Source organism: Flavobacterium sp. HJSW_4 (assembly GCF_042436695.1).
GTDB lineage: Bacteria > Bacteroidota > Bacteroidia > Flavobacteriales > Flavobacteriaceae > Flavobacterium.
In genome coordinates this window covers 119640-144580 of sequence record NZ_JBHNPP010000013.1, presented here as the reverse complement: position 1 = coordinate 144580, position 24941 = coordinate 119640, and the positions used below count along the sequence as shown (strand labels likewise).

At 35.2% G+C, this 24941-nt stretch carries 15 protein-coding genes; 1 reads left to right on the top strand and 14 read right to left on the bottom strand.

The features are described from left to right. Nucleotides 1-22 precede the first annotated feature (22 nt). On the top strand, nt 23-628 hold the full coding sequence (locus tag ACE01P_RS13985; RefSeq protein ID WP_379698844.1) for an NAD(P)-binding domain-containing protein: 606 nt from the start codon (nt 23-25) through the stop codon (nt 626-628). Between the two features lie 55 nt (nt 629-683). Here ACE01P_RS13985 and ACE01P_RS13980 read toward each other — a convergent pair whose 3' ends face one another. The 14 genes from ACE01P_RS13980 to ACE01P_RS13915 form a co-directional block, all read right to left on the bottom strand. Then, nucleotides 684-3944, bottom strand: a complete 3261-nt coding sequence (locus ACE01P_RS13980) for an AsmA family protein (protein WP_379698842.1) — start codon at nt 3942-3944, stop codon at nt 684-686. A 239-nt stretch (nt 3945-4183) separates the two neighbouring features. Then, entirely contained in the window at nt 4184-6145 is a 1962-nt protein-coding gene (locus ACE01P_RS13975) for a carboxypeptidase regulatory-like domain-containing protein (protein WP_379698840.1), read from the bottom strand. A gap of 14 nt (nt 6146-6159) precedes the next feature. Next, nucleotides 6160-7071: a type IX secretion system membrane protein PorP/SprF gene (locus ACE01P_RS13970; RefSeq protein WP_379698838.1), complete on the bottom strand. Its 912-nt coding sequence runs from the start codon at nt 7069-7071 to the stop codon at nt 6160-6162. A gap of 74 nt (nt 7072-7145) precedes the next feature. After that, nucleotides 7146-12809 carry a gliding motility-associated C-terminal domain-containing protein gene (locus ACE01P_RS13965; protein ID WP_379698836.1) on the bottom strand — a complete coding sequence of 1888 codons (5664 nt, stop codon included), beginning with the start codon at nt 12807-12809 and terminating at the stop codon, nt 7146-7148. Nucleotides 12810-12960: 151 nt separating this feature from the next. Then, complete coding sequence (locus ACE01P_RS13960) at nt 12961-14253, bottom strand: hypothetical protein (RefSeq protein ID WP_379698834.1); 1293 nt, start codon at nt 14251-14253, stop codon at nt 12961-12963. A gap of 205 nt (nt 14254-14458) precedes the next feature. Continuing rightward, on the bottom strand, nt 14459-15958 hold the full coding sequence (locus ACE01P_RS13955; protein ID WP_379698832.1) for a hypothetical protein: 1500 nt from the start codon (nt 15956-15958) through the stop codon (nt 14459-14461). Between the two features lie 471 nt (nt 15959-16429). Further along, a complete protein-coding gene (locus ACE01P_RS13950; protein WP_379698830.1) occupies nt 16430-17074 on the bottom strand; it encodes a response regulator in 645 nt (214 codons plus the stop codon). A gap of 97 nt (nt 17075-17171) precedes the next feature. Beyond that, complete coding sequence (locus ACE01P_RS13945) at nt 17172-18584, bottom strand: sensor histidine kinase (protein WP_379698828.1); 1413 nt, start codon at nt 18582-18584, stop codon at nt 17172-17174. A 560-nt stretch (nt 18585-19144) separates the two neighbouring features. Beyond that, nucleotides 19145-19342, bottom strand: coding sequence for a YqaE/Pmp3 family membrane protein (locus tag ACE01P_RS13940; RefSeq protein ID WP_379698866.1), 198 nt, complete (start codon nt 19340-19342; stop codon nt 19145-19147). Between the two features lie 134 nt (nt 19343-19476). Then, entirely contained in the window at nt 19477-19905 is a 429-nt protein-coding gene (locus ACE01P_RS13935; protein WP_379698826.1) for a response regulator, read from the bottom strand. Then, nucleotides 19886-21208: a sensor histidine kinase gene (locus ACE01P_RS13930; RefSeq protein WP_379698824.1), complete on the bottom strand. Its 1323-nt coding sequence runs from the start codon at nt 21206-21208 to the stop codon at nt 19886-19888. The genes ACE01P_RS13935 and ACE01P_RS13930 overlap by 20 nt, the downstream gene beginning before the upstream one ends. 687 nt (nt 21209-21895) lie before the next feature. Continuing rightward, entirely contained in the window at nt 21896-23188 is a 1293-nt protein-coding gene (locus tag ACE01P_RS13925) for a hypothetical protein (protein WP_379698822.1), read from the bottom strand. A gap of 451 nt (nt 23189-23639) precedes the next feature. Beyond that, on the bottom strand, nt 23640-24023 hold the full coding sequence (locus ACE01P_RS13920) for a hypothetical protein (protein WP_379698820.1): 384 nt from the start codon (nt 24021-24023) through the stop codon (nt 23640-23642). Beyond that, nucleotides 24023-24928, bottom strand: coding sequence for a hypothetical protein (locus ACE01P_RS13915; protein WP_379698818.1), 906 nt, complete (start codon nt 24926-24928; stop codon nt 24023-24025). The genes ACE01P_RS13920 and ACE01P_RS13915 overlap by 1 nt, the downstream gene beginning before the upstream one ends. Between the last annotated feature and the right edge of the window lie 13 nt (nt 24929-24941).

Sequence of the window (24941 nt, the reverse complement as noted above, 5' to 3'; positions counted from 1 at the left end):
TTACAATACTAAAAGATAAAGTATGAAAATAGGAATCATCGGCATTGGAAGCCTAACGCTAGAACTGGCGCAGAGAGCAGCGTCTGCGGGTTATGAAGTTCTAATAAACCATCCTCGCGGCAACTCCTTCATACAGCAAACCGCTGAAGGCATAATGAATGCAAAACTAGTTTCGTTGCAAGAAGCGGCTACGGGAGATATTGTCATACTTTTTGTTCCGAGAGATGATTTGGAAAAAACCATTGGCATGTTACCCGATATGGCTGGCAAAATCATCGTGCATACCAGCGGACTTATTTTCAATCCAAAACTTTTGGTATCTGGTATTACCAGTGCCCTTACTTTTCAGATTACAGCCTCACTACTTCCTGAAGCTTATGTGGTGAAGCTTTTCAGTCCGGTTATGTTGCAACCACAAAAAACCTCACTCATCACAAAAACGAAAGATGAGATCTATTTTGCAGGCAGTCATGTACCCTCAAAAAATAGCATCAAAACTTTTTTAAAAGACCTCGGTTTTGATCCTTTCGATCTTTCTTCAAGATTAAAATCTCAAAAATCTGTCGTTTTGCAAAAAAAGCATAGCTTGCTGAATGTCTGGTATCAGCACCATCATAAACCCAATTAATTTTCCGAATAAGACAAAGCAGAATTCAAAAATAACACTTGAAAATCCCTAATTATTAATTTAAGGATTTTCCTGTGTTGGAGTGCGATGTGTTCAAAGAATCTTTCTCTCTGGGCCTGCGATTTTCTGGACGTAGATTTTTAAGTTCGCTCTCTTCTGCAAAAGTGGCATCTTCTTTAAATTTACCCGTAGAAATTTCGAAATCATCTGCCGTACCAGTAATTTTCATCGGAATATTTATAAGCCCCATCGGTGGGAGACCTACACGAAATCCAACATTTATTTTGCCATCCATAGTAACTTGGCCTTCCAGTTTCGCTCTAAAACCTGCCATCTTCATGGTTGTCGGTGTTATGATCATTACATTATTTTTTATAGCTGAATGAATCGCAATTTTATTAAAAGTTGCTTTCTCCAAATCAGCGGCATCTGCTTTTTTGGCGACATGGTTTAAAAGCTTGAAATTTTTAAATTTAATATCTTCCAAAGTCAATGTTCCTTCACCTTCAATAGATTTTAAATCCATATCCATATTCTGATCGATACTTCCTCCTAGCTGATAATCAACCGATACCAAACCATAGGCATCTTTAGCCATACTAACCAATTCAGCAAAAATTGGAATCTCTGCATAAGCACGTTGGATATCAAAATTGCTGGCCTTAAAATTCGCGTTATATTTTGCCAAACGACGATGTTGCGCTTTATAATCGCCCGTCATTGCTATTTTAGTTCCTGCCATATTAAAAGCAGCTTCCGTTACCTGAACTTTACGATCATTAACAACCAGAGTTCCGATAAAATCTTTAATCTTATAAGTGTCAAATTGAAGATTATCGACTTTCGCTGCGATTTTTAAGTCGGCAGTGCTTGGAATTCTAATGACATAGTTTTTGTTTTTTTCAGTATTTTTAGGAACTGCATTTATAGATACAGAATCCTTTTTCTGTCCTGCCTCTTCCTCCGCTTTCTGGTCTGTATATTTTGCAATCATATCAAAAAACTCGTTTGCATCAATCTGATTACTTGAAAGATTAATATCGGCTTTAAGTTTTTCGTTGGACTGACGCAAATATTTTCGATTAAAAAGATATCGCAAAATGTTATGGATATAGCCATTTAATACGACATCCGATTTACCATAAGTAAGATTGAATTCTTCAAAACGCATCTTATCTTTAAAAAACTTAAAAGTTCCTTTAGAAATTTCAAAAGGCTCAGGAAACATGGTACTTTTAATTACTAAATTTCTAGCTTCTAGCTTACCGCCATTTTTAATATTCTCGTAATTTTTGGCATCTATATCTTTTTTAGAACCTTTGGCAATCAGATTGGTTTGGATAACTCCAGAAATGTTCATGTCTTTAATTGGGAATATCTGAGTTAGTTTACCAACATCTAATGTTCCCTGCGTTTTAATATTGTAAACCAAATCGTAGAGATTGCTAACTTCTCCCTGTACCTTAAAAGGCGAGCCTGCTAAAACAAATTCAGCCTGATGTAATTTTACATTTAAATCTTCTCCAGTACCCCTATCACTCGCTATCGCAGCATTTAGATTTATATTTTCAACTGGCATATTAGGAAATTTAAGCGATTTCAAATAGCCATTCTTAATACTTGCAACTGCTTTTGAAGATGGATATTTTTTCTGCTTACGGTTTAAAATTCCATGCATGCTTACCTTCAAGTTTAAATCTCCCTTAACTTCTAAACTGTCAAGAGGATAAAATTTATGCACTTCTGCTAAATTTATTTTAGACTCCAATTCTGTATCTACAGTAAAAGGATATAATTTATGAAGTTCGAAGCGCCCGCGAACAAAATTTCCTAAAGCTTCAGCATTTAAATTAGCTATTTTAGCCGAAACGTTTCCTAAAATACTGTCTTTAGCTGTTACTGTTAGATTTAGGCTAATATTTTCTACAGCATCTTTTTTCTTTATGTTTTTAACAAATCCATTTTTTAGACTAAGATTCAGCTGAAATTTAGGAATGCTTTTTATTATAGTATCAACTTTATTTAAACGCGGACTAAAACCTATCCCTCTTTCAAACACACCATCGGCATTTAAATCTAAAGCAACATCTCCGCGAATATCATTATCATTCAGGTTTAAGGCTTCCTTCAATTTTGCCAAATCTAAATCGGCTTTGACAACTGTTTTGATTTTTGGCGTTTTGAAACCTTCCGAATGAAAATTAATTGTAGTTTTCTTTTTATCAAGGTTAAACGAAAGATTGTCCAAATCAAACTTTAATTTATTGATGTCCAAATCTGTAACTTCCGCTTTGGCTGATATATTGATATCTTTTACTGGAACTTTAATTCTTTTATAAGCAATTGTTCCGTTATTAATCTGCAAATCAGCAGAAACAATTGGCTTCTCTGAAAGATCTTGCATGTATTTTCCGCGTGCAAAAATTCTAAAATCAATATTACCAGTGATTGCCATTTCTTCACGCCACTTATCGTAAGTCGGAGGTACAAGAGAAAGCATCTCTTCTAATGTAGAATTTTTAGACTGCATTCGAAGATCAAAATCATATCCTCCTTTTATAAACGCAAAATGTCCGTTAAAGGAGAACGGAAAATTTTTAATGCGAATAACATTTCGCTCAAACTTAAATTTAAGTGCTTTCGCATCTATATAAGTGATTATCTCAGCATTGACTGGTTTATTTCGAACATAATCAACACCATTTAAGCTAAAGTCAAATGATTTTATTTTTACATTAGAATCAAGATCAAATAAATCTGCGCTTAAATCACCTTTTCCTTTATAATTCAAATCCTGAACCTTAAACTTTAAAAGTGCGCTTTTGTCATTATATGATATATTAGTTTGTTTTATGACAACTCGCTTAATATTAAATTCCGTTTGTGTGGTATCAGAAACTTTTGAAGGCTTTAGAATATTAAAATTGGCATTCCCTTTTGCATCTATTTCAAGGTTTAAATCTGCTTCATCCAGATATACAGCATCCAAAACAATTTTGCCTTTCAGTAAACTGTAAAAATTTAACCCAGCAGATACTCTTCCCGCCTTTACAATGTTTGTTGCTTCAAACTGTTTCTTTTTGCTGACAATATTGACATTTTTAGCATAAATGGTTAATGCAGGAAAATGTTTGAAAACTGAAAGTCCAATCTGATCAAAACGCACTTTTGCATCCAATTTTTCATTGGCTATAGTTTCTAATTTAGCCGTTATTTCATCTTTGAAAACATACGGAACAATCGTTAGCACAATTATTAAAAGCAGAAATAAAGTCGAAATAACAATTGTAGCTTTCTTTAAGAACTTCTTGGTCATTTTTTTCTAATGGTATCGTTTTAAGATTTTAAAAATATAGATTTAACAGTCAATAAAAAATCTTGATTGACATATTAACTCAAAAATAACAATATATACCAAAAGATTTCTTTGCTAGTTTCTTTTTCAAAAATTTACTTAAACAAAACTATTTTTTTAATACATCAAAAGCCCCGGTATACCTCGGAGCTTTGATATTTTTTTTAAATATAAACTAGATTGATCTAATTTCTTTAAAACTAAATTTTAGTAATGATAAATTCAGATCTTCTGTTTTTTTGATGTTCTTCGTCTGTACAACTTGATTTTACAAGACCTTCGCACTCACAATTATTTAATAGTTGTGATTCGCCATAGCCTCTTCCCGTCAATCTGTCTCGGGTAATTCCATGCTTAACTAGCCATGCAATTGTCGATTTTACCCTTCTTTCTGATAAGGCCAAATTGTAGGCTTTCGTATTTCTACAATCAGTGTGAGAACGGATGTCTAAATGAACTTTTGGATATTGCTCTAACACAGCAAGAATTTTAAACATTTCTACCTCAGCATCTGAACGAATATCTGATTTATTGACATTAAAATGAATCATTTCTATACCCAAAGCCACGGCAATATTATCTCCTATAGTTACTTTTTGAGTCCCCGCAATCACCACATTTTCAGGCTTTATAGCTAAATCTACCTCATCCATTTCTTTTTCAGAACCTGTTGTAATTGTTTTTTCTGCAGTGCTGTAATCTTTCTTTTCTGTACGAACAGTGTAAATTGTTCCAGGTTCCAATACACCAAAATCATAATTGCCAGCAGCATCCGTTTTTACCGCTTTTATCAATTTCTGGTTAGAATCTGATAAAACCACATCTGCTCCAGCAATTAATTCTCCTGTTTTCTCATCCTTGACTTTTCCTTTTATTTTCTGATCAACCGCATTGATAAGCTCTTTGTCTTCTGTCAGCTTATAAATATCATCGCTTCCCAGACCTTTATCTCGATTGGAACTAAAAAAACCATGTTTTGAATCTGTATCAATCAAAAACGCAAAATCATCACTTGGACCATTTATAGGTTCTCCTACATTTTGCGGTTTACCAAATTTTCCTTCTCCTTTTGATTGTGCCACAAAAATGTCTAGTCCTCCTAAACCCGGATAACCATCAGAAGCAAAATAAAGTTCGTTTTTGGCACTTATAAAAGGAAATGTTTCTCTTCCTTCTGTATTTATTCCAGAACCTAAATTAACTGGATTTCCATAACTGTCATTCCCATTAATGTTTACTTTATAAATATCTGACTGTCCTAAGGTTCCAGGCATATTAGAAACAAAATATAATGTTTTCTCATCGGGACTTAAAGCTGGATGCGCTACACTGTATTCATTGCTATTAAATGGCAATTCTTTAATATTAATCCATTTGTTTCCCGATTTAGTTGCTTTATATAATTTTAACAGAACCATTTTTTTCTGATTCATACCTTTTTTACCATCCATGTAATTATTTCTCGTAAAATATACGGTCTGACCATCTTTTGTAAAGACAGGAGTCGATTCATTGTATTTTGTATTTAATGCATTACCGAATTTAGAAGGTTTTCCTAACGATCCATCGTTTTTCAATTCTGAAATATACAAATCAGTGCAGTTCTCACCAGTCCAATCGTTAACTTCATTTTTACCACGTGCAGAAGCAAAAACAATATTTTCGCCTAAAAATGCACTTCCATAATCTGATTTATCAGAATTAATTCCTGCATTAGCAATAGTATATCTCCCTGAATTCTTTTTGATTATATCCCGATAATTTTTTTGCTCCTGTGCCATCAACGCTCTCTTATCCTGCTTGTCCATTTTATAGAACGTGCTTAAAAGCTCGTCTGCTTTGGCATAATCCATATTTGCCTTAAGAGATTGCGCATAACGGTAATAGTATTCTGCTTCTTTAGCCTCCGGCATCAGAAACAGCTCTGCGTACCATTTGGATGCATTTGCATAATCTGCCTGAAAATAATAGGCATTACCTAACTTCTTAAGCATATCTGCGGATTTATAGCCACGGTTAAATACCTTTTCGTAAATTTTAACGGCGTCTACATAAGCGCATTTTTCATAATCCTTATTTCCTTGTTTCATCTGGACATCCTGCCCATAAGAACCATACGATAATAAAACTGCCGATGCTAAATATTTTATTGCTTTTTTCATATTGCTATACTATTTTAGAAGAATCGTGGCGTAATCATGCCTCCTGCTTTTTTAACTAATTCAAATCTCAAAAACAATTCATGAGAACCCGAATTGTAATGAGTCAGATTAGTGGTTTCATGATCATATCCATATCCGATAAACATTCCTTTGGTAACCTGAAAACCAGCCATTGCACTAACCGCCGCTCCCCATCTCCAAGATCCTCCTACAACGAATTTTTCATTGAACATAAAGTTTCCAGATAAATCAAGTTGTAAAGGAGCTCCTTGAGTCGCTTTTAATAAAAAAGCCGGTTTAAACTGAACACTTGGCGAAAGGTCGAAGACATGCCCTCCGATTAAATAGAGATGCATTTTATCCAGATACACGGCACGATCGTTATCAGCATATTTTGATGTCTGTAAAAAGGCTGGTACAGATAACCCAAAATAGGTGTTATGTGAGTACAGATAAACACCAGCCCCAATATTTGGACTGAAGTCATTATTTACAGATGTCAAATTCGCATCTGATTGATCATAAATATGTAATTTACCTGTGTCAAGACTAAATAGATTGGCTGACCCTTTTATTCCAAATGACAGATCATAAAAGGTCGATACTGGAATTGTATAAGAAAGGTCTGCTGAAATAGTATTGTTGTTTGTAGGCCCAATTCGATCGCCCACAAATGATACTCCTACCCCAAGACCTGAATAACCGATAGGTGAATTCAAAGCAAATGTATTAGTAACAGGTGCTCCATCAAGACCTACCCATTGATTTCTGTGCAATCCAAATACGCTTAGCACTCCTCTGCTTCCTGCGTACGCAGGGTTGACATTGGCAGTATTATACATATACTGGGTAAATTGCGAATCTTGCTGTGCAAACATCACTACACTAGCAAAAAATAGCAATGTCATTAAAAAAATCTTCTTCATTTCTCTTTCATTAAATTTTAATATGATGCTAATTCAATGGGGCCTTTTCAGCCCCATCGAATATTGCTTATTTATTATCTGCTTAGATATATATATCCAGATTTCTCTCCTGCATTTCCTTTCGTATCCGAATATCTCAAGATGTAGAAATATGTTCCTGTAGGCAAACCTGCTCCCTGATCAACAGTAGCTCTTCCTTCTGAAACCCCAGTGAAGTAATTACCATTCTGACCATAATTCTCAGTTGCATAAACCTTAACTCCCCAACGATTGTAAACCTCAAGAGAGTTGTTTTCATAAGCATCCAATCCTTTGATTTTAAGAACATCATTGATGCCATCTCCATTTGGTGTAAGAGCATTAAAAACTTCTATGCTATTTGCTCCTACTACTTTACAGTCTCTCTTTGAGTAAGCAGGGCTTTGAGTAACCGTTACGTGTTCCTGTTTTGAATCACACATATCCAAAGGATCTGTTTCGTCTTTAATCTCTGTTCCGTCTATTACTCCATCTCCATCTGTATCAGGATTCAACGGGTCAGTTCCCTTAATGATTTCCTCGCCATCAGATAAACCGTCTCCATCTGTATCTGGGTTCAGAGGATCTGTTCCTTTAATAACTTCTTCTCCATTTGTCAATCCATCATTATCACAATCTCCAGCATTCCAAGACGCACTTGGCGCTAAAGTGATGTGAGCTGGATTGAATGAACATCCATCTTTTGGATCAGTTACGTCTGTAACTTCTGTTCCGTCCGGCACTCCGTCTCCATCTGTGTCAGGATTCAATGGATCTGTTCCGTTAGTGATTTCTTTACCGTTTGTCAGTCCGTCGTTGTCACAATCTCCAGCATTCCAAGAAGCGCTTGGCGGTAAAGTGATATGAGCAGGATTAAATGAACATTCTCCTTTTGGATCTGTTCCGTCTGTAACTTCCGTTCCATCTTTTACTCCGTCTCCGTCCGTGTCAGGATTCAATGGGTCTGTTCCTTTGATGATTTCTTCTCCATCAGATAAACCATCTCCGTCTGTATCTGGGTTTAGCGGATCCGTTCCTTTTATAACTTCTTCTCCATCAGGCAAACCGTCTCCGTCAGTATCAGGGTTCAGTGGATCTGTTCCTTTAATAACTTCTTCTCCATTTGTCAATCCGTCGTTGTCACAATCTCCTGCATTCCAAGAAGCGCTTGGCGGTAAAGTGATATGAGCAGGATTAAATGAACATTCTCCTTTTGGATCTGTTCCGTCTGTGACTTCTGTTCCGTCTTTTACTCCGTCTCCGTCCGTGTCAGGATTCAATGGGTCTGTTCCTTTGATGATTTCTTCTCCATCAGATAAACCGTCTCCGTCTGTATCTGGGTTCAGTGGATCTGTTCCTTTAGTGATTTCTTCACCATCTGATAAACCGTCTCCATCCGTATCAGGGTTAAGCGGATCTGTTCCTTTAATAACTTCTTCTCCATTTGTCAATCCGTCGTTGTCACAATCTCCTGCATTCCAAGAAGCGCTTGGCGGTAAAGTGATATGAGCAGGATTAAATGAACATCCATCTTTTGGATCTGTTCCGTCTGTAACTTCCGTTCCGTCTTTTACTCCGTCTCCGTCTGTGTCAGGATTCAATGGATCTGTTCCCTTAATGATTTCTTCTCCATCAGACAAACCGTCTCCGTCTGTATCAGGATTCAGTGGATCTGTTCCTTTAGTGATTTCTTCTCCATCTGATAAACCGTCTCCATCTGTATCTGGGTTAAGCGGATCTGTTCCTTTAATAACTTCTTCACCGTTTGTCAGTCCGTCGTTGTCACAATCTCCAGCATTCCAAGATGCGCTTGGAGGTAAAGTGATATGAGCAGGATTAAATGAACATTCTTCTTTTGGATCTGTTCCGTCTGTAACTTCCGTTCCGTCTTTTACTCCATCTCCATCAGTATCAGGATTCAATGGATCGGTTCCTTTGATGATTTCTTCTCCATCAGACAACCCGTCTCCATCTGTGTCTGGATTCAATGGATCTGTTCCTCTAGTGATTTCTTCTCCATCAGGCAAACCGTCTCCATCAGTATCAGGATTAAGCGGATCTGTTCCTTTAGTGATTTCTTCACCATTTGTCAATCCATCATTGTCACAGTCTCCAGCATTCCAAGATGCGCTTGGCGATAAAGTGATATGCGCTGGAACAAATGAACATCCATCTTTTGGATCTGTTCCGTCTGTAACTTCAGTTCCGTCTTTTACTCCGTCTCCGTCTGTGTCTGGATTCAATGGATCTGTTCCTTTGATGATTTCTTCTCCATCAGATAAACCATCTCCGTCTGTATCTGGATTCAGTGGATCTGTTCCTTTAGTGATTTCTTCACCATCTGATAAACCGTCTCCATCCGTATCTGGGTTAAGCGGATCTGTTCCTTTGATAACTTCCTCTCCATTAGTCAATCCGTCGTTGTCACAGTCTCCGGCATTCCAAGAAGCGCTTGGCAGTAATGTGATATGAGCTGGGTCATAAGAACATCCGTCTGTTGGACTAGTTCCATCTGTGACTTCTGCCCCGTCTTTTACTCCGTCTCCATCTGTATCAGGATTCAATGGATCGGTTCCTTTAGCAATTTCTTCACCATCAGATAAACCGTCTCCATCAGTATCAGGATTATTTGGATCAGTTCCTTTTATAACTTCTTCTCCATTTGTTAATCCGTCGTTATCACAATCTAATGCGTTCCATTCTGGACTATTTATAACTAAATCATTAATTATCACTGTATCTGTAGCAGTACAGCCGTTAGCATTTGTTACTGTTACTGTATAAGTACCTGGTAATCCAGTTATAACTCCAGTTCCAGAAAGATTTACTCCTGTATTAGGTGCAATTGTGTAAGTAAGTGCTGGGTCAAAATTTGTAATCGTAACACTTCCTTCTTTTACTGTACAAGTTGGCAACACATAACTTCCAAATACTGGAGTTGGTGCTGCTGGTTTTACTGTAATTTTCAAAGTTCCGGTAGTACAAGCAGGAACAGGATTTGAACTATTGTCCTGAACAGTATATTTCACCTCAACAACTTCATTATCCATAAGTACAGCACCTACTTTAGGTACTATTGTTATTGATGGATCTGTTCCATTAAATGACAATGTGAAACGTGCATTATCTGCCGAATTAACAAACTGTGCATCGGTTATTTTTAAACTGTCATTATCTGCATCTGTATCATTAGCTAATACATTTGCTGATGCAGTGGTAAAATCTTTACATACAGAAATAGTGTCATCAACAGCTACAGGAGCATTGTTGGTAATTGCAGGACACACATCCGGACCGGTTACCCCTATAGAAAAGTTAAGTGCATAAGCAGGCTCAGAAGATGTCATGGTTGGAGAGGCTACTGCATTACTATTATAACCTGAAGCATCAAACGGAGCATCTGGATTTGCAATCGCACCAATATAACCGTATCCATTTTGTAAAACATATATTTTACCATCAGGCCCTAAACGAAGATCTCCGTTAGATGTACGAGTTGACGCTGTACGTACCGGATCACTCCAGATTTTAGTTGTCAAGTCTAACTGTTTTATTCTTTGTCCTGATTGCAGGATTGATGCGAACAAGTATCGATCACTTGGCGAAAACTCAACCCCATAAGGATCAGGTGATCCGATATCAATTGCGCTGTTAAGCGTAAGAATACCTGTTGTGTTATTAAAATCAAATAACTGTACAACAGAATTTGCTGCTTTTATACGCGGATCGGTGATCATTGCCAGCTGTGTATTGCTGTGGTTTCTCTTTAATATAAAGCTAAAAATGCTTCTTCCATTTGCAGATAACGGTAATGTTGATGCTGGCACAGCCTCAACTGTTCCGTTAGCCACTTTACGAACATACATTTTCTCGTCTTCCCTCTTATAATACACCAGCCAATATTGATCACTGCTACCTTTGACAGGTATCAATTCTGTACTTTCTGACATACCCGATCCCTCGATAACGGTTGGAGCGCTTAAACTTCCATTTCCGTTATTGGCTGCCATGTCAATAGTATAATAGCTTAATGTTATTCCAGAAACATTCGATGGGTAAGACACATTATTTTCTGTGAAAAGCATATACTTGCTGTTCCCAATATAACAGGCGCTTAAACCATCAGCACTTGAATAAGTACCTAGATAACTGCCAATTTTTGTACCGTTTCCGTTATAAACAGAACCATTTGCCACACTAAAAATCACTTTACTGTTCCCTTTATCACAGGTAGGACAAGCTACAGTAACAGTTAAACCACTCTCTCCAACTCCTCCGCCAACACGATTTTCGACAACAGGTGTTTTAACTCCCGTACCGTCATCTACAAAGTGAAGCTGTTTGCCATTGTTAAAACCAAATGCAAAATAATCATCTGTAAATAAACTGCAGGTCTTAGCAATAATTGCTACACTTGCCGAAGCTGCTGAAGTACAGTTTGAAGTACCATCGGTAACTGTAACTGTATAAATTCCAGGAGGCGCAGTTACAACTCCGCTTCCTGATACTGTTACTCCAATTGATGGCGTAATTGTATAACTATAAGCTGCATTATAATTGCTAATTGTAAAACTTCCCGTTTGTATATTATCAGTAGGTTGTATTATATTGCTTAATAAAGCAACACCAGGAGGTGTACAAGTACTTTTTGTATAATAAGCCAATTCGTCTGTAGCCGAAGTTGCAAAAGCTGTATATACTTTAGAATTTGTTTTCCCTGTAGCTATAACACTTCCTGTAGTTAGTGAGCCATCGCTACTTGCTGAAGATGTGTTCACCTGCCAAGGCGATTGTGAAGCTAAGTCTCCAGTACTATTATTAGTTAAGTTACTATAACGAGTAATATAATTCCAGCTTTCATTAAAACCAGCTGAATCTGTTGTATCATTGTGCTGTAAAGTAACGGTGCTGTTACCAGTCGCATTATCAGCATAGATGTTCCAAGTGCGGTCTATACCTGCTAAAACAGCTGATTCTGCTGAAGCACTTCCTGCATAATTAGCAACACTTACGTGAATACCATTGGCAGTCGTGTTATTAACCGATGCCGGCGTATAATCATTATCGGCAATACCTACAGGGAAAGTAAATGCTCCTGTATAGTTTTCTTTTACCAAATGACCTCCTGCAGGCAAAGCTGTTACTACATAATTATTATTCTCATTATAATTTGTAATAGTTGCATCTGCAGTCAGGTGCATATCTTCTGAATCTAAATAAAGATTTCCAGTCGTTGCCACTGTAAAGTTTACATTTGTTCCTACACGGGCATCTGTGTTTATCAATTTCACCCCTTTAGGGTTGTTGATGGTAATTGAGGTCAAGGTATTATTATCACCTTGTGCCGGACTCCATCCGCAGTCTAAAGTCTGCTGTCCCAAATCACCATAATTTGGGTTATTTTGCTGGAATACAATAGTACCTGTACCACCGCTTCCTAACTTAATAGTAGCTCTGTCTGTACTAACACTGTAAACCTGAGCACCTGGTTCCATTTTGAATTTCACTCCATAAAAAAGGATGCGCGCTCCGTCCTGTATATACAGTTTCGCATTGGGACCAAGGGTAACATTACCATACCATTGCTCGTTCTGGCCTACAGAAACCTGATATGTCCCGTTTATGTATTTTGGGTTGCCTTGAGCCTGTGTTTGGTATCCACCACCAAGCAGGAGGAATACCCACAACAATAGGTACAAGAGTTTATATTTTTTTTTCATTTACTTATTTTTTATCGTCTGAATATCGTTTCCCGTTATTCAAACTAATTATTTAATAGGGATTTGCTATATTTCAAAGCGAAGTCAATGAAAAGAAAGTCAAAACTCAAAGTGATCAATAATGATCATTTTTTGACTTTACATTCACTTATTAGAATACTATCATAAGTGCTCCTGCAGCTGTACGATAAACAGAACCTACTGTAAGACCACCTGCTGTTGCCGCAGCGTTGTCAGCATATACAGGTACTTTAGCAATATTTAGACGAAGTATAACGTTCGCATCTGGGGCAATTCCTAGACCGACACGCCCATCAGTTTGTGCAGTCTTATTTGCATCAGCTCCAAATATGACATTCCCTATATTAATCTGATTGCTGTTTACTGCTGGATTATTAGTCCTATCTAATACATTTATGCTATTACCAATAACGATATTGTTTGTTGCACCAGCTCCAAATCCATTAGGACTTACTTTATAACCGATTGTTGTGTTATAATTTCCCGTACCAGCAGTATTGCCGTTTGCACTGATACCGATAGCAATGTTTCCATTTCCAACCTTTTGAGTACTAAGCGCCTGTTTTCCTAAAGCAATATTCTCACTGCCAGAATTATTTTGACCTAACGAAATATTTCCCATCGCAATATTATCATTACCCGTAAATGGAGCAGTATTAAGGTTTCCTTCTAGAGCTGACCTACCTATGGCAATGTTATTGTTACCTTCATTACCATATGTAAGATTCATTGCATACGCTCCAACAGCAACATTACTTGATCCTTTAGTATTATTTTGCATTGTCATAATTCCAATCGCAACATTAGAAATTCCTGTGTTTGCATTTGAATACAGCGCTTGATAACCAACAGCTACGTTGTTAACTTTTTGTCCACCCCCTCTACCAATGGTAAGTCCATTAATAGAAGCATCTCCTTGTGCAACAGTAAAATAAGCTGGTGTTGCCTTAAGTGTCGCATCATCCCAAGCAACATCACCATTTGTTTTTGTTCCTACCAAAGTACGTCCCATAACATATACATTATCAGTATTATTAAGAGCTCCGACATTAGTAGCTTGGCTATACCAAGGCTCGTTACTAACAGGAGCAGCGGCAGCATCAGCCATTCTTACCCATTTTGTACCATCATTATAGTAATAACCTGGGGTAACTGCTGTTGCACCACTACCATTGGTCGCAGTATTATAAACTGTCATAGCATTTACTATAGTTCCATCCAATCCCCATACATCAGTTGCCGTCAAAGCAACACGAGGAAGCAGCAAACCTTTTGTACCGCCGTTATCACCTAATTGTAAATATGCACCAGAATCAACTGAACCTTCAGCTCCGCCAATTTTGGTTTGAGCATTAACTCCGTTGTAACTGAAACAAATTGCTGCAAACATCACTGCTTTTAATAGTAGATTTTTTTTATTCATTACTTTATTATTGATTATTAATTTTCTCTTAAACTCCACTAAACGACTGATCATTAATGAATTTTATGCAAAATTAATCTCGCTCTTTTTAAATTTCTGTAGACGAAAAAACTCAATAAGTGTAGTATTAGTTCTACCAACAAAAAGACTTTAGCTTTTGTCTTTTTAAGTCCTGATTAATTTCAATGCAAAAGCAGACTGCCTATTAATCATTCAATTGCTTCCATACAGTACCGTTCCAACCATAGAAATTATAGCCTAAGAAAATAATAGTACCCGCTCCCCCTACAGGCACAGGTGTTGTAGCGCCATTTGTTATTCCTGTATAACCTCCATCAGAAACTTTAATAGCACCAGCTACATCCAATTTTTCTTTAGGAGTTATTGTTCCAATACCAATTTTACCTGCTGGCGCTGATTCAGTTCCTGATAACCCTAAACCAAAAATGGCACCGCCAATATTTAACTGGTTAGACCCATTGTTTCCACCGCCTTTGTGATCGGCAAGCTCTTGTCCAGCTCCAATAACAATATTATTATCACCACTTAAGTGAGCAGATCCAGCATTAAAACCTATTGCAACATTATTATGAGCTAATGTTCCGGCGGAAAATACATTGTTACCCACGAATGTATTGGAGTTAGAACCTGGTTCAATCTTCTTACCCGCATAATGACCTACAATAACATTATCATCGCCAGTAGAATTAGGGAAGTTCATTATATTGTTTCCAATAAGCAAGTTCTTGTTACCTGAGACTACTGTTTTACCCGTATATCTTCCTATCCCTATATTTTCGGCACCGCCATTCAGAGAAGAGAAAACGTTACGACCCAGCCCTGTATTAGCGTCACTTGAAACAACTGGTGCTGAACCATTGTTTCCAATTAACACATTATTACCTACTGCTGTATTTTCGCTACCCTCTATGTTAGCAAGAGCATAATACCCTATCGCAGTACTGGTTGCCGGTGCTACAGCATTAAAAAGCGCAAAGTTTCCTATAGCCGTATTAAAAGCACCACCAGTATTAGCGTTAAGAGCATTATAACCCACTGCAGTATTAGAACTTTGAACAGTGTTAGCAGCAAGTGCACCTACCCCAATTGCTGTATTGAATTTACCGGTAGTATTGTTAAACAAAGCACCTGCACCTACTACAGTATTAGTAGCTACTTTTCCACCACCTCTTCCTACTGTAAGTCCATAAATAGAAGCATCACCACCTTCAACTGTAAGCTGACCTAAAGTGCTATTTTTAGCCACAACTCCATCTGTTTTTGTACCCACCAAAGTACGTCCCATCATATATACATTATCAGTATTGTTAAGTGCTCCGGCATCAGTAGTTTGGCTAAACCATGGCTCATTATTTACAGGGGCAGTGACAGCCGCCGCATCAGCCATTCTTACCCATTTTGTACCATCATTATAGTAATAACCTGGACTAACTGTGGTTCCACCACTACCAGCGGTTGCGGTATTATAAACTGTCATACCATTTATTATAGTTCCATCCAATCCCCATACATTAGTTGCCGTCAAAGCAACACGAGGAAGCAGCAAACCTTTTGTACCGCCGTTATCACCTAATTGTAAATAGGCACCAGAATCAACTGCACCTTCAATTCCTCCTATTTTGGTTTGGGCACTTGCTCCGTTGTAACTAAAACAAGCAGCTACAAACAACACTGTTTTTAACAATAGTTTTTTTTTATTCATAAACTTTTAATTTATTATTGATTTTTTTGTTATAATCCACTAAAGGATTGATCATTAATGAATTTCAAAAATAATCTCACTCATTTTAAATTTCTGTAGATGAAAAAACTTGTGAATTGTAGTGTTATTTTTACAAATATTTTGTTTTAATTTTTGTGTATTTTAGAGAATTACAATTCTTCTTGATATTAGAATAAATTCAAATTTTGTTTATTCCAACTTGGGATGAATTCCATATAGGCTGTAGTTTGGCTTATGGGATATTTTAAAACTTGAGGGTGCTCTTAAGAATTCTCATCTATTAATTTCAAAAAAATTAAACTAAGCTTAATTTCCTTTATAAGCTTTTAACAAAAAAGGTCCAGCTTAAAAGCTGGACCTTTTATATTTTAAAACTGTATTTTAAGAATGCCTCAATTATTATATTCGCATTAAATCTATTTTTATACTTTCTTAAGCTTCTTTAAAATAATATAGATGAAAAAGGCTAATTAATGATGAAAGATTATTGATATCCAATTTCTCAAACACCCTATTTTTATAAGTGCTTACAGTTGTTTTCTTAATGTTTAACGTTTCTGCAATTTTACTGCTCGATACTCCTTGCACAAGCAATTTAGCGATTTCTATTTCACGGTTAGAAAGGATTTCTAGCGGATTTAGAGGTTTCTTTAAAATGAAAGAATCCATGATTTTATTTTGAATATTCTTACTCACATATTTCCCATTTGTGATCACTGAATTCACTGCATATTTAATCTCTTCTTCTGTACTTAATTTTTGCAAATAACCATTTGCGCCAACATTCAAATAGCGCATTGCGTACATCTCTTCGTCATAAGCCGAAAAAATCAAAATCTTAATATTGGGCTGTAATTTTTTTATAGTCGGAATTATATTTAGACTTGTTCCGTCTGGAAAATTAATATCCAATAAAAGCAAATTGATTTTTTCTTGATTCACTAATTTTAAGATTTCTAAAAAACTGCCTGTCTGCAACACTTTTGCTTCAGGATATGTATCATTAAGCAAAAAGCTGACTCCTTGCCTTACCATACTGTGGTCATCGGCCACTACGAATGTCATGCTAGTTTCCATTCTTTTTAAATTAAATTATTAAATGAATGCTGTTACAGCAGCAGCCTTAAACTATTACACAATAAAAATATTAACCGTTTCTCTTATTTGTCTCTATTTATGCTGTCATAAAAGGAGACCCCATCAATCCATTATCCAAACTGATTAAAGAACCGTTTTTACATTTTTTAAGACAAACCTTAAAGGTCACTGTTGTCCCTTCATTTATTTGGCTTTTGACACCTATATCCCCTTTAAACAATTCAACGAGTTCTTTGCATAAATTTAAACCTAAACCAAGCCCTAGGTTATGAACTTTTTCTGATACTTCTCCCTGATAAAATTCTTTAAAAACATTTTCGACATCGACTTCAGACATTCCTATTCCGTTATCTTTTACTTTGACCTCAAGTTGATATTCATCTGGAGTAAGATCTGTGCAAAATGCCGAAACCTCAATTTCTCCGTTTTCTGTAAACTTATTTGCATTTCCTACAATATTGTAGAAAAGCTCGTGTATTTTTACAGAATCGCTATAAACAGTTGCTTCAGCTGGAATATTCAAATTGAGTTTGAGCTTGTTTCCACTATTTTCAACGAAATTTTTTAATCCATCTAAAATCTGAACCAATTCTCTTTCAAGTTTAAAAGAGTTCTTATTGAGTTTCATTTTTTTATCTTCACTTTTAGCAAAACTCAATACTTGATTTGTTATTAACGAAATTGAATTTGTCGTAAACTGTATCGATTTTATGGAATCTCTTAATTCTGTATCTTTTATCCTTTTATTTATCGCATTACAATAAAGCGATACAATATTAAGAGGAGATCGTATCTCGTGGCTGATCATCCCCACAATTCTATCCTTAAATTTTAAATTGTTTAAGGCCATTTTTTGAGTATTCTCTAAATGTTCTTCGTATTTAAAAGTTATTCTTGTAAAAAATATGAGCAAAATCGATAGGGCAAGCACTAAAGCCAATAGGCCTTTTCTCATAATTTTACCCAAGCTCTGCTGCCTTTCAATTTGCAGTTGTTCTTTATTTTCTAACAGATTTATAGCAGTATTGTATTTTTCTAATAATGCATTTCTATCAATAAGCAATTCCTTAAATTGTGACTGCATCATTAAATGATTATTTTTAAGCAACTGAATTTCCTCATTTAATTTTAAAAGCTCAGCCTGATAAAACTCTGCATTTCTATGGGCATTAAAAAGATTCTGTTTTTTATTTAAAACTGATGTAAACGTAGAAGTTTGAGCAATTGATTGATTTGAAAAATTATGCTTTAAAACAATATTACTATTATCTTGCTGTTCTGCATTAAACTTGTCCCAGGCCTTATTATTTGAATATTTTGTCTGAATGGATAATTTTACGCTTTTCTCTATATCTCTTAACTTAGAATCAATTACAATTTCATTGTAAAGTATTGACAGCAATACGATTTGCATGACAATAATGCTTGCCAATAAAACAAAGTGCAATAATTTTCTATGCCTTAATCCAAATCTCTTTAATCGAAACATCGTTTTTTAGTATTGCTATATTTCACTTATTGCAACTCTAACGCACAAAATGAAATATAATTAATAACCCAACTAACTTTATAATTTCTTACGCTATCAAAAAATTACATCCTTCAAATAAATTTATAGTAGCAAAAATAAGATCATCCGTTTTTTGTTTTTGTAGAACATATATTCTTTGTTATGTAGAATTTGCACTACAAAGGCAAAGCAAAATCTATTTTTATAAATTCACATTTAATATTAACGTTGCAAAGCTACATGCCAAAAAACATAAGAAACGGATAATTAAGACTTTAAAACATGAAAAAAAGCTTAATTGCAAATGGAAGTTTTGTACCAGAATATTTTAATCTGTACTGAAGTTGGAGAGCTAATAAAAAATTTTATAGACTGCGGAAGTGTAATAAAAATTAAAAAAAGAAAACTTTCAGCTTTAGGATACCAAAACGAAACAATTCGGTAATATGAAGATTAGTCGAATTAAAGAAAGGACCACAAAATTTTACTGGAACCTCACTAATCCATCATATAGAGTAGATTTTAGAATAAAAATGCCTTTATTTCGTTCTCATTGCTCTAATCAGTTTTGCATTTCTCCTGTCTGCTCTTGAATTCTGAAGTGATACCAAAGCCCATATAGCAGCAGGAATCCATCCTATCAGTGTGATCTGAAGAATAAGACACAGCAGCGCAGTTAGAAGTTTTCCTCTTAGCAAAAAAGAAAGTGAGGGAAAAAATATAGCAATTAAGGTCATCATAGTTTTTAGTTTTAAAGTGTTACAATTAAATGGTGATTGAATTTAAAGTCCTCTCTAAAACATTAGTCGATAAAGAATCTGTTTTGTTTCAAAAAAACAATATTAAATAACACACAATAAAGAAACGCTCCTTAATTTGGCATAGGAAAATCATTTTGAATGATCTCCAATTTATCTCTGCTTATGGGTTTATTTATAAATCGGACAACAAGAGGATTGTCTTGCGCACGTTTAAGATCATCGGGATGTAGGGAAGTTGTAAGCATAAAAATGATACTTTTAGCTTTAACAGTTTCAGGAAACTTAGAATATTCTTCCAAGAAACCATATCCGTCCATACCTGGCATGTTGATATCCAGAAAAATAAATTCTGGCAATGAATTGGGTTCATCTTCTAGTGAACTAAGATATTCCAATGCTTGGTAGGCCGATTCACTCAAAATAACTTCTTGAGCAAAGCTGCATTTTTCTATCATTTTTTTTGCAATAAATCGGTCAGTCGGATTGTCATCGATAAAAAGAATCTTTTTGTAAAATGTCTTATGCGGTAGTGCTTCCATTAGTTAATTTATTTATCTGTTTATTTGGAATTTCAATAAAAAAAGTAGTTCCTTCCCCCACGGCAGAAGACATTCTTATCTTGCCACCGAGTTTGTTGAGGGCTTCTTTTACAATATACAATCCAAGCCCTGATCCTACTGCCCTGTTGGATGCGCGATAAAACATATCGTATATTCTAGGCTGTGATTCCTCAGGAATACCGATTCCGTTATCGCTAATTATAATGTGCGTTTCATGTTCGAGGATGTTAATCTCAATTTTAACGAAAGGGTTTTCATTTTCAATATCCTGATAGCGGATTGCATTTGAAATAATATTGTTCAAAATATTGTTAAGCCTGCTTTTATCTGAAAAAACAGGATTTTCGCCACTGATGGCAGTGATAAAATCAACTGTGCGGCTACTTTCGCCCATAAATTTGAGATTTTGCTCTATCACTTCTAAAAGCTCTTCAAAAATAATGGGATCATTCTCCACTTCAGTTCGAAGATTACGTGAATAATCCAAAATATCGCAGATAAAGGCGTCTAATCTTTTCGCATTACCTTTTAAGGCATCTAAATATTCTAATGTATGTTCTTCTTCAGTCTCATCTTCAGCGATTTCGATAAGTCCCTGCATAGAATTCAGCGGCGCTCTCAGGTCGTGGGAAGCACTATAAACAAAATGGTCCAGCTCATAATTGGCTCTTTTAAGCTCCATGTTTTCAATCTCTTTTTTCCTGAAGATAAGATCGATATGCATTTCGCTGTATTTTTTAAACTGGTAAGCCCACAATCCGCAAATTGAAAAAATCGCCGCTACAAGAATAATATGAAACAAAAAAGTCTGCATCGACATATGGTCCAATTGCGTAAAATAAATTCCGTCTGCTCCTGAATACTGCATGTAGGCAAACAGAGCATGATGAATTATGACAATAATTAAAAGAGGAATCTGCAATTTCCATTTTTGATAGGTAATCAATATAGCGCTCGACAAAAACGCAGTAAAGTGCATTTCAAACAGACCATGCATCTGATAGATAAACTGTGCCATAAAAATACCTAAAACGGCGCTTAAGACATACTGGTAGAAGTCCGAATCGGCAAGAACCACTTTTGCTGAAAAATAGGCTACCAATAAGAGACCTCCCACTCCAATTGCTATCTGCCAGGTATCGTAAAAAAAAGCGAGGAACAGGCCAAAAACAAAAAAACAGAAAATAAAATAATTAGCTAAGTTATCCGATTTGGCTTTAATCGCAGAGAGAAAATCTCCTATATGCTCCGATTGATCCAAACTGTCGTTTTTTTGTTTCATTTGCATATCTTAAGTTGCTTAAGGTTAAACTCTTTTTAATCTTTCCTAATCTTGATATTTTAAAATAAAAGGTAATACAAACGAAAATCGCTTGATAAGAAACGTTCTACAGCTATCTCAAAAAATTGAAGCCACAGTTTTGATAATAAAAATGTGAAAAAAATAACATTCACAACTTATTTAAATCATAACCCAACAAAATTTTTCCTAGAAACTGGTGCTCCTGAACTTGAAGTACCCTTGCATTTTTCTCATAAACCTTCGTTGCATTTTATTACCCTAAGAATGATTTTCAATGATAAATCTGGAGGCAATATTTGTAAGTTATGCATGTTTCAAAATGTAGGATTGGGCTTGAACTAAAATACAAATTTTTAGGGATTTTAATGAAATAGAGATAAAAAAATAAAAAGAAAATTAAAAAATTCTTTCATTCAGATTACGTCTCTTAAATCATTTTCTAAATAAGCATTTTCTAAATTTAAAAAAATCCAATAAATACGGATCTTTCAAACTCTACTATAACTCATCTTGTAGATTCACATTATAGCTAAAAATGAAGCCGGCTCAATCGTTGTGACAATGTCACGACAATTGAGCCGGTTTATAAACTTGATTTTTATCAGATTCCCAACATGGGGGATTTAACTAATAGAATTTCCGAAACAGAAATAAAAATCTAAACTATTATCTATTACCGCTGGCACTAGTAATTTTTCCAAGTTGCAATCTGAAATCTGGTTTTTTAGGATTGAACATATCAATGAATGTCTCTTTACTATCGCTTTGAGAATAAACATTAAAGAATACAGTGCTTCCATACCAGCTTTCTAAGTCTTCATTGTTCGAATTGAATTCTGTAAAGATGTTTCCGTTGCATAAGTTGAAATACATTTCCTCAAATTTGATCTTTTTAAGGTTAGCATCATTGATATCAATTTTACTGTCTAATAAAACCGCAGGGCTGAATCCTGAAATTACACTTCTTCTCATTTCAAGAGAAGCGCTTTCAGCTACGTAAACGGCTTCTTTTACCAATCCCGCCTGAATGTCTGCGTTAATGTTTTCACTGTCATTAACCATTGTAATATTTCCTGCAATAACTAAAGTCTGTTTTTTAGTGAAATCTGTTTCACTTTTCTTCTCGAAAGATCTAACTTCCATACAACGAGATCCGTCTTTAGTACTTGAGAAGTAAGAAGATCTCACAGCCAATGAATTAATGAATTTACATTGAACTCCTTGAGAAAATTTAAAATCGTCATTAACTGATTTAAAAGAAACAAATTTTGAAGCATTCACATCGCCTCCATAAAAAGAAAATGAATCGCCTCCAGAATAGCTCACCATAACATTTTCAAGAACGGTTTTATTACCAACACCAGCAAGAGTCAATCCGTTAAAGCTGTCTTGTCCTTTTACTTTTCTGCCGGCAAACTCAATTCTCACATATCTTAAAATTCCAGAGTTTGAAGCTACGTTATCGCCTCCATAAGTAGTCATTGAAGGATCAAGATCCATGTTATAAGAAGATACATTACCAAATTTATTAATTGGCGCGTTACCAAACATTACAATTCCACCCCAATCTCCAGCTTTCTTTTGGCTTTGGTTTGAAGTAAATACGATTGGATCTGTTTCTAAACCATCAGCTACCAATTGTGCGCCTTTTGTAACGATCAATGTACCTTTGGTTGCGAAATCACCAATAATTATTGTTCCTGGTTCTATAGTCAAAACAGCATTGTTTGTAACATAAACGTTTCCTTCTAAAACGTAGATATTTCTTTTTAGCAATTTGGTATTAACAGAAATATTTCCTGCCAAAATTTGAGTTGCCTCTCCATAATCGATCTTGTTAGGCTTAAACTCGGTCCAACCGTTTAGCCAATTGTTGTAGCCTATAATTCCTTTTTCTTGTTGAGCGCTTACGCTGGCAACTGCAAAAAGAATGCAGATCAATAGAGTAATTTTTTTCATGATAAGGGGATGATGTGATTTTAAGATTATAATAAATTTGGCGTGGAGTATTCTTAACAGATTCTAATGGATTGGAATAATAGTATTTTAATCTATAAACCGAAAAAAAGATATAAATACAGCTCTAATACCGTACTTGATAAAGTAGAAACAACATCGTATATTTTATATTCAAGCTGATTTTGTTAGGATTCACACAATTCTATGCCCGCGAAAATATAAAAAAGCCCTTATTAAAAAAAAGGAATACTTACTTTTATATATAGTTTAATTTTATCAATCCATTATCTAGAATTAAGCAAATAAAACCTGTATTTTGTAAAAATATTATCAAAAAAGACAAAAATATTTCGAATACAATAATTCAGTTTTTTTTCCATTCATCACTATATTAAAAAAATAGGGTTGTCAATAATTGACAACCCTATCTCAAATAAAACTTTATATCTTTTTATTCTACCAATTCGAAATCTCCCTGGTCAACATATTTAAGAACTGCCTTATAGTTACTTCCAACAATTTGCGCAGTATTATTACCATTAACCAATGTAATTGGATTCGTTTGCGAAGTACTCGTTGTAAAAGTCATTGTATACGTTGTACCGTTTACAGAATAATCTACTCTGAAAGGTCTATTTATATCAACAAAATTAGTTTCGATCTTTATTCCGTATTTTACATTTGGACTGATGCATTCGTTTTCAGCTAATTTGGTACCATCTGCATGTACAAAAGAAATTGATTTAGAATAAATAGCCGTTTCTTCACTTTCAGAACAGCTAAAAAACAAAAACATGACTAGTGCTAAAATGTAGTATTGCTTAATTCTCATCATTATTGTTTTTGATTTATTACTATTTCTTTATTAGTACTGCCTATTGTGACAGTATATTTACCTGCTTCTAAATTATCAAAAACAGTTTGGCCATTTTGAATGTTTTGGCTGATGATTTTGACACCGTTTTTCGCTAAATCAGCTGGAACGTTGTTTTCATCATATAAAACTTTGATAACGCCGCCAGCATAACATACTGCATCTTTTTTATAAAATTGTGCGCTGCCTAATTTTACGGTTACCGTCCATTGTTTTACAACTGACTGATCTTCTGAAAGCACTTGAAACTGCACCGGATTTGTAAAATCGATAGAATTTGATCCTGAAATTTTAGCTGTTGTTCCTATAAACAATCCAGCTCCAGGACTTAATTCAAACAAAGCGTTTAATGCCGAAACATTCGTTCCTTTAGCAACATAAAGTGTTATTTCTGAACCGTTAATAGTTTTGGCTGTTTTTAAGTCTTTAAAACTAAAATCTGTAATTTCAGTTGCATTTCGCAAGGCTGGGCTTGCAAAACTATAAGACTGGAATAGATCCCCGTAGTGTTTGTTGTTTTCGAATATTTTTGTTTTTTCTACATTTTTGATCGCATTGTTTGCAGCATCATAGATCTTAAAACTAACTACTTCATTGTCTGTGTTAGCAAAAACAGTTAAGTAAACGACATACTTTTTTTCGCTTGACACATAAATCGGACTGGCAACTCCGCGGCATTCTCCGTTTACAAAAGCTGCAACTTTATCATTAATGCTTGTTAAATTTTTTCCATCAACATTGATGAAACCTTCAAACGACATGGTATATTGAAATTTATTTTCATTTACTGACCAGTCTGGCGATTGGCCAAATACAGTACTGCTTATTATAAAAAGCAATAGTGTTATATGGATATAATTTCTCATTTTTAATTGATTA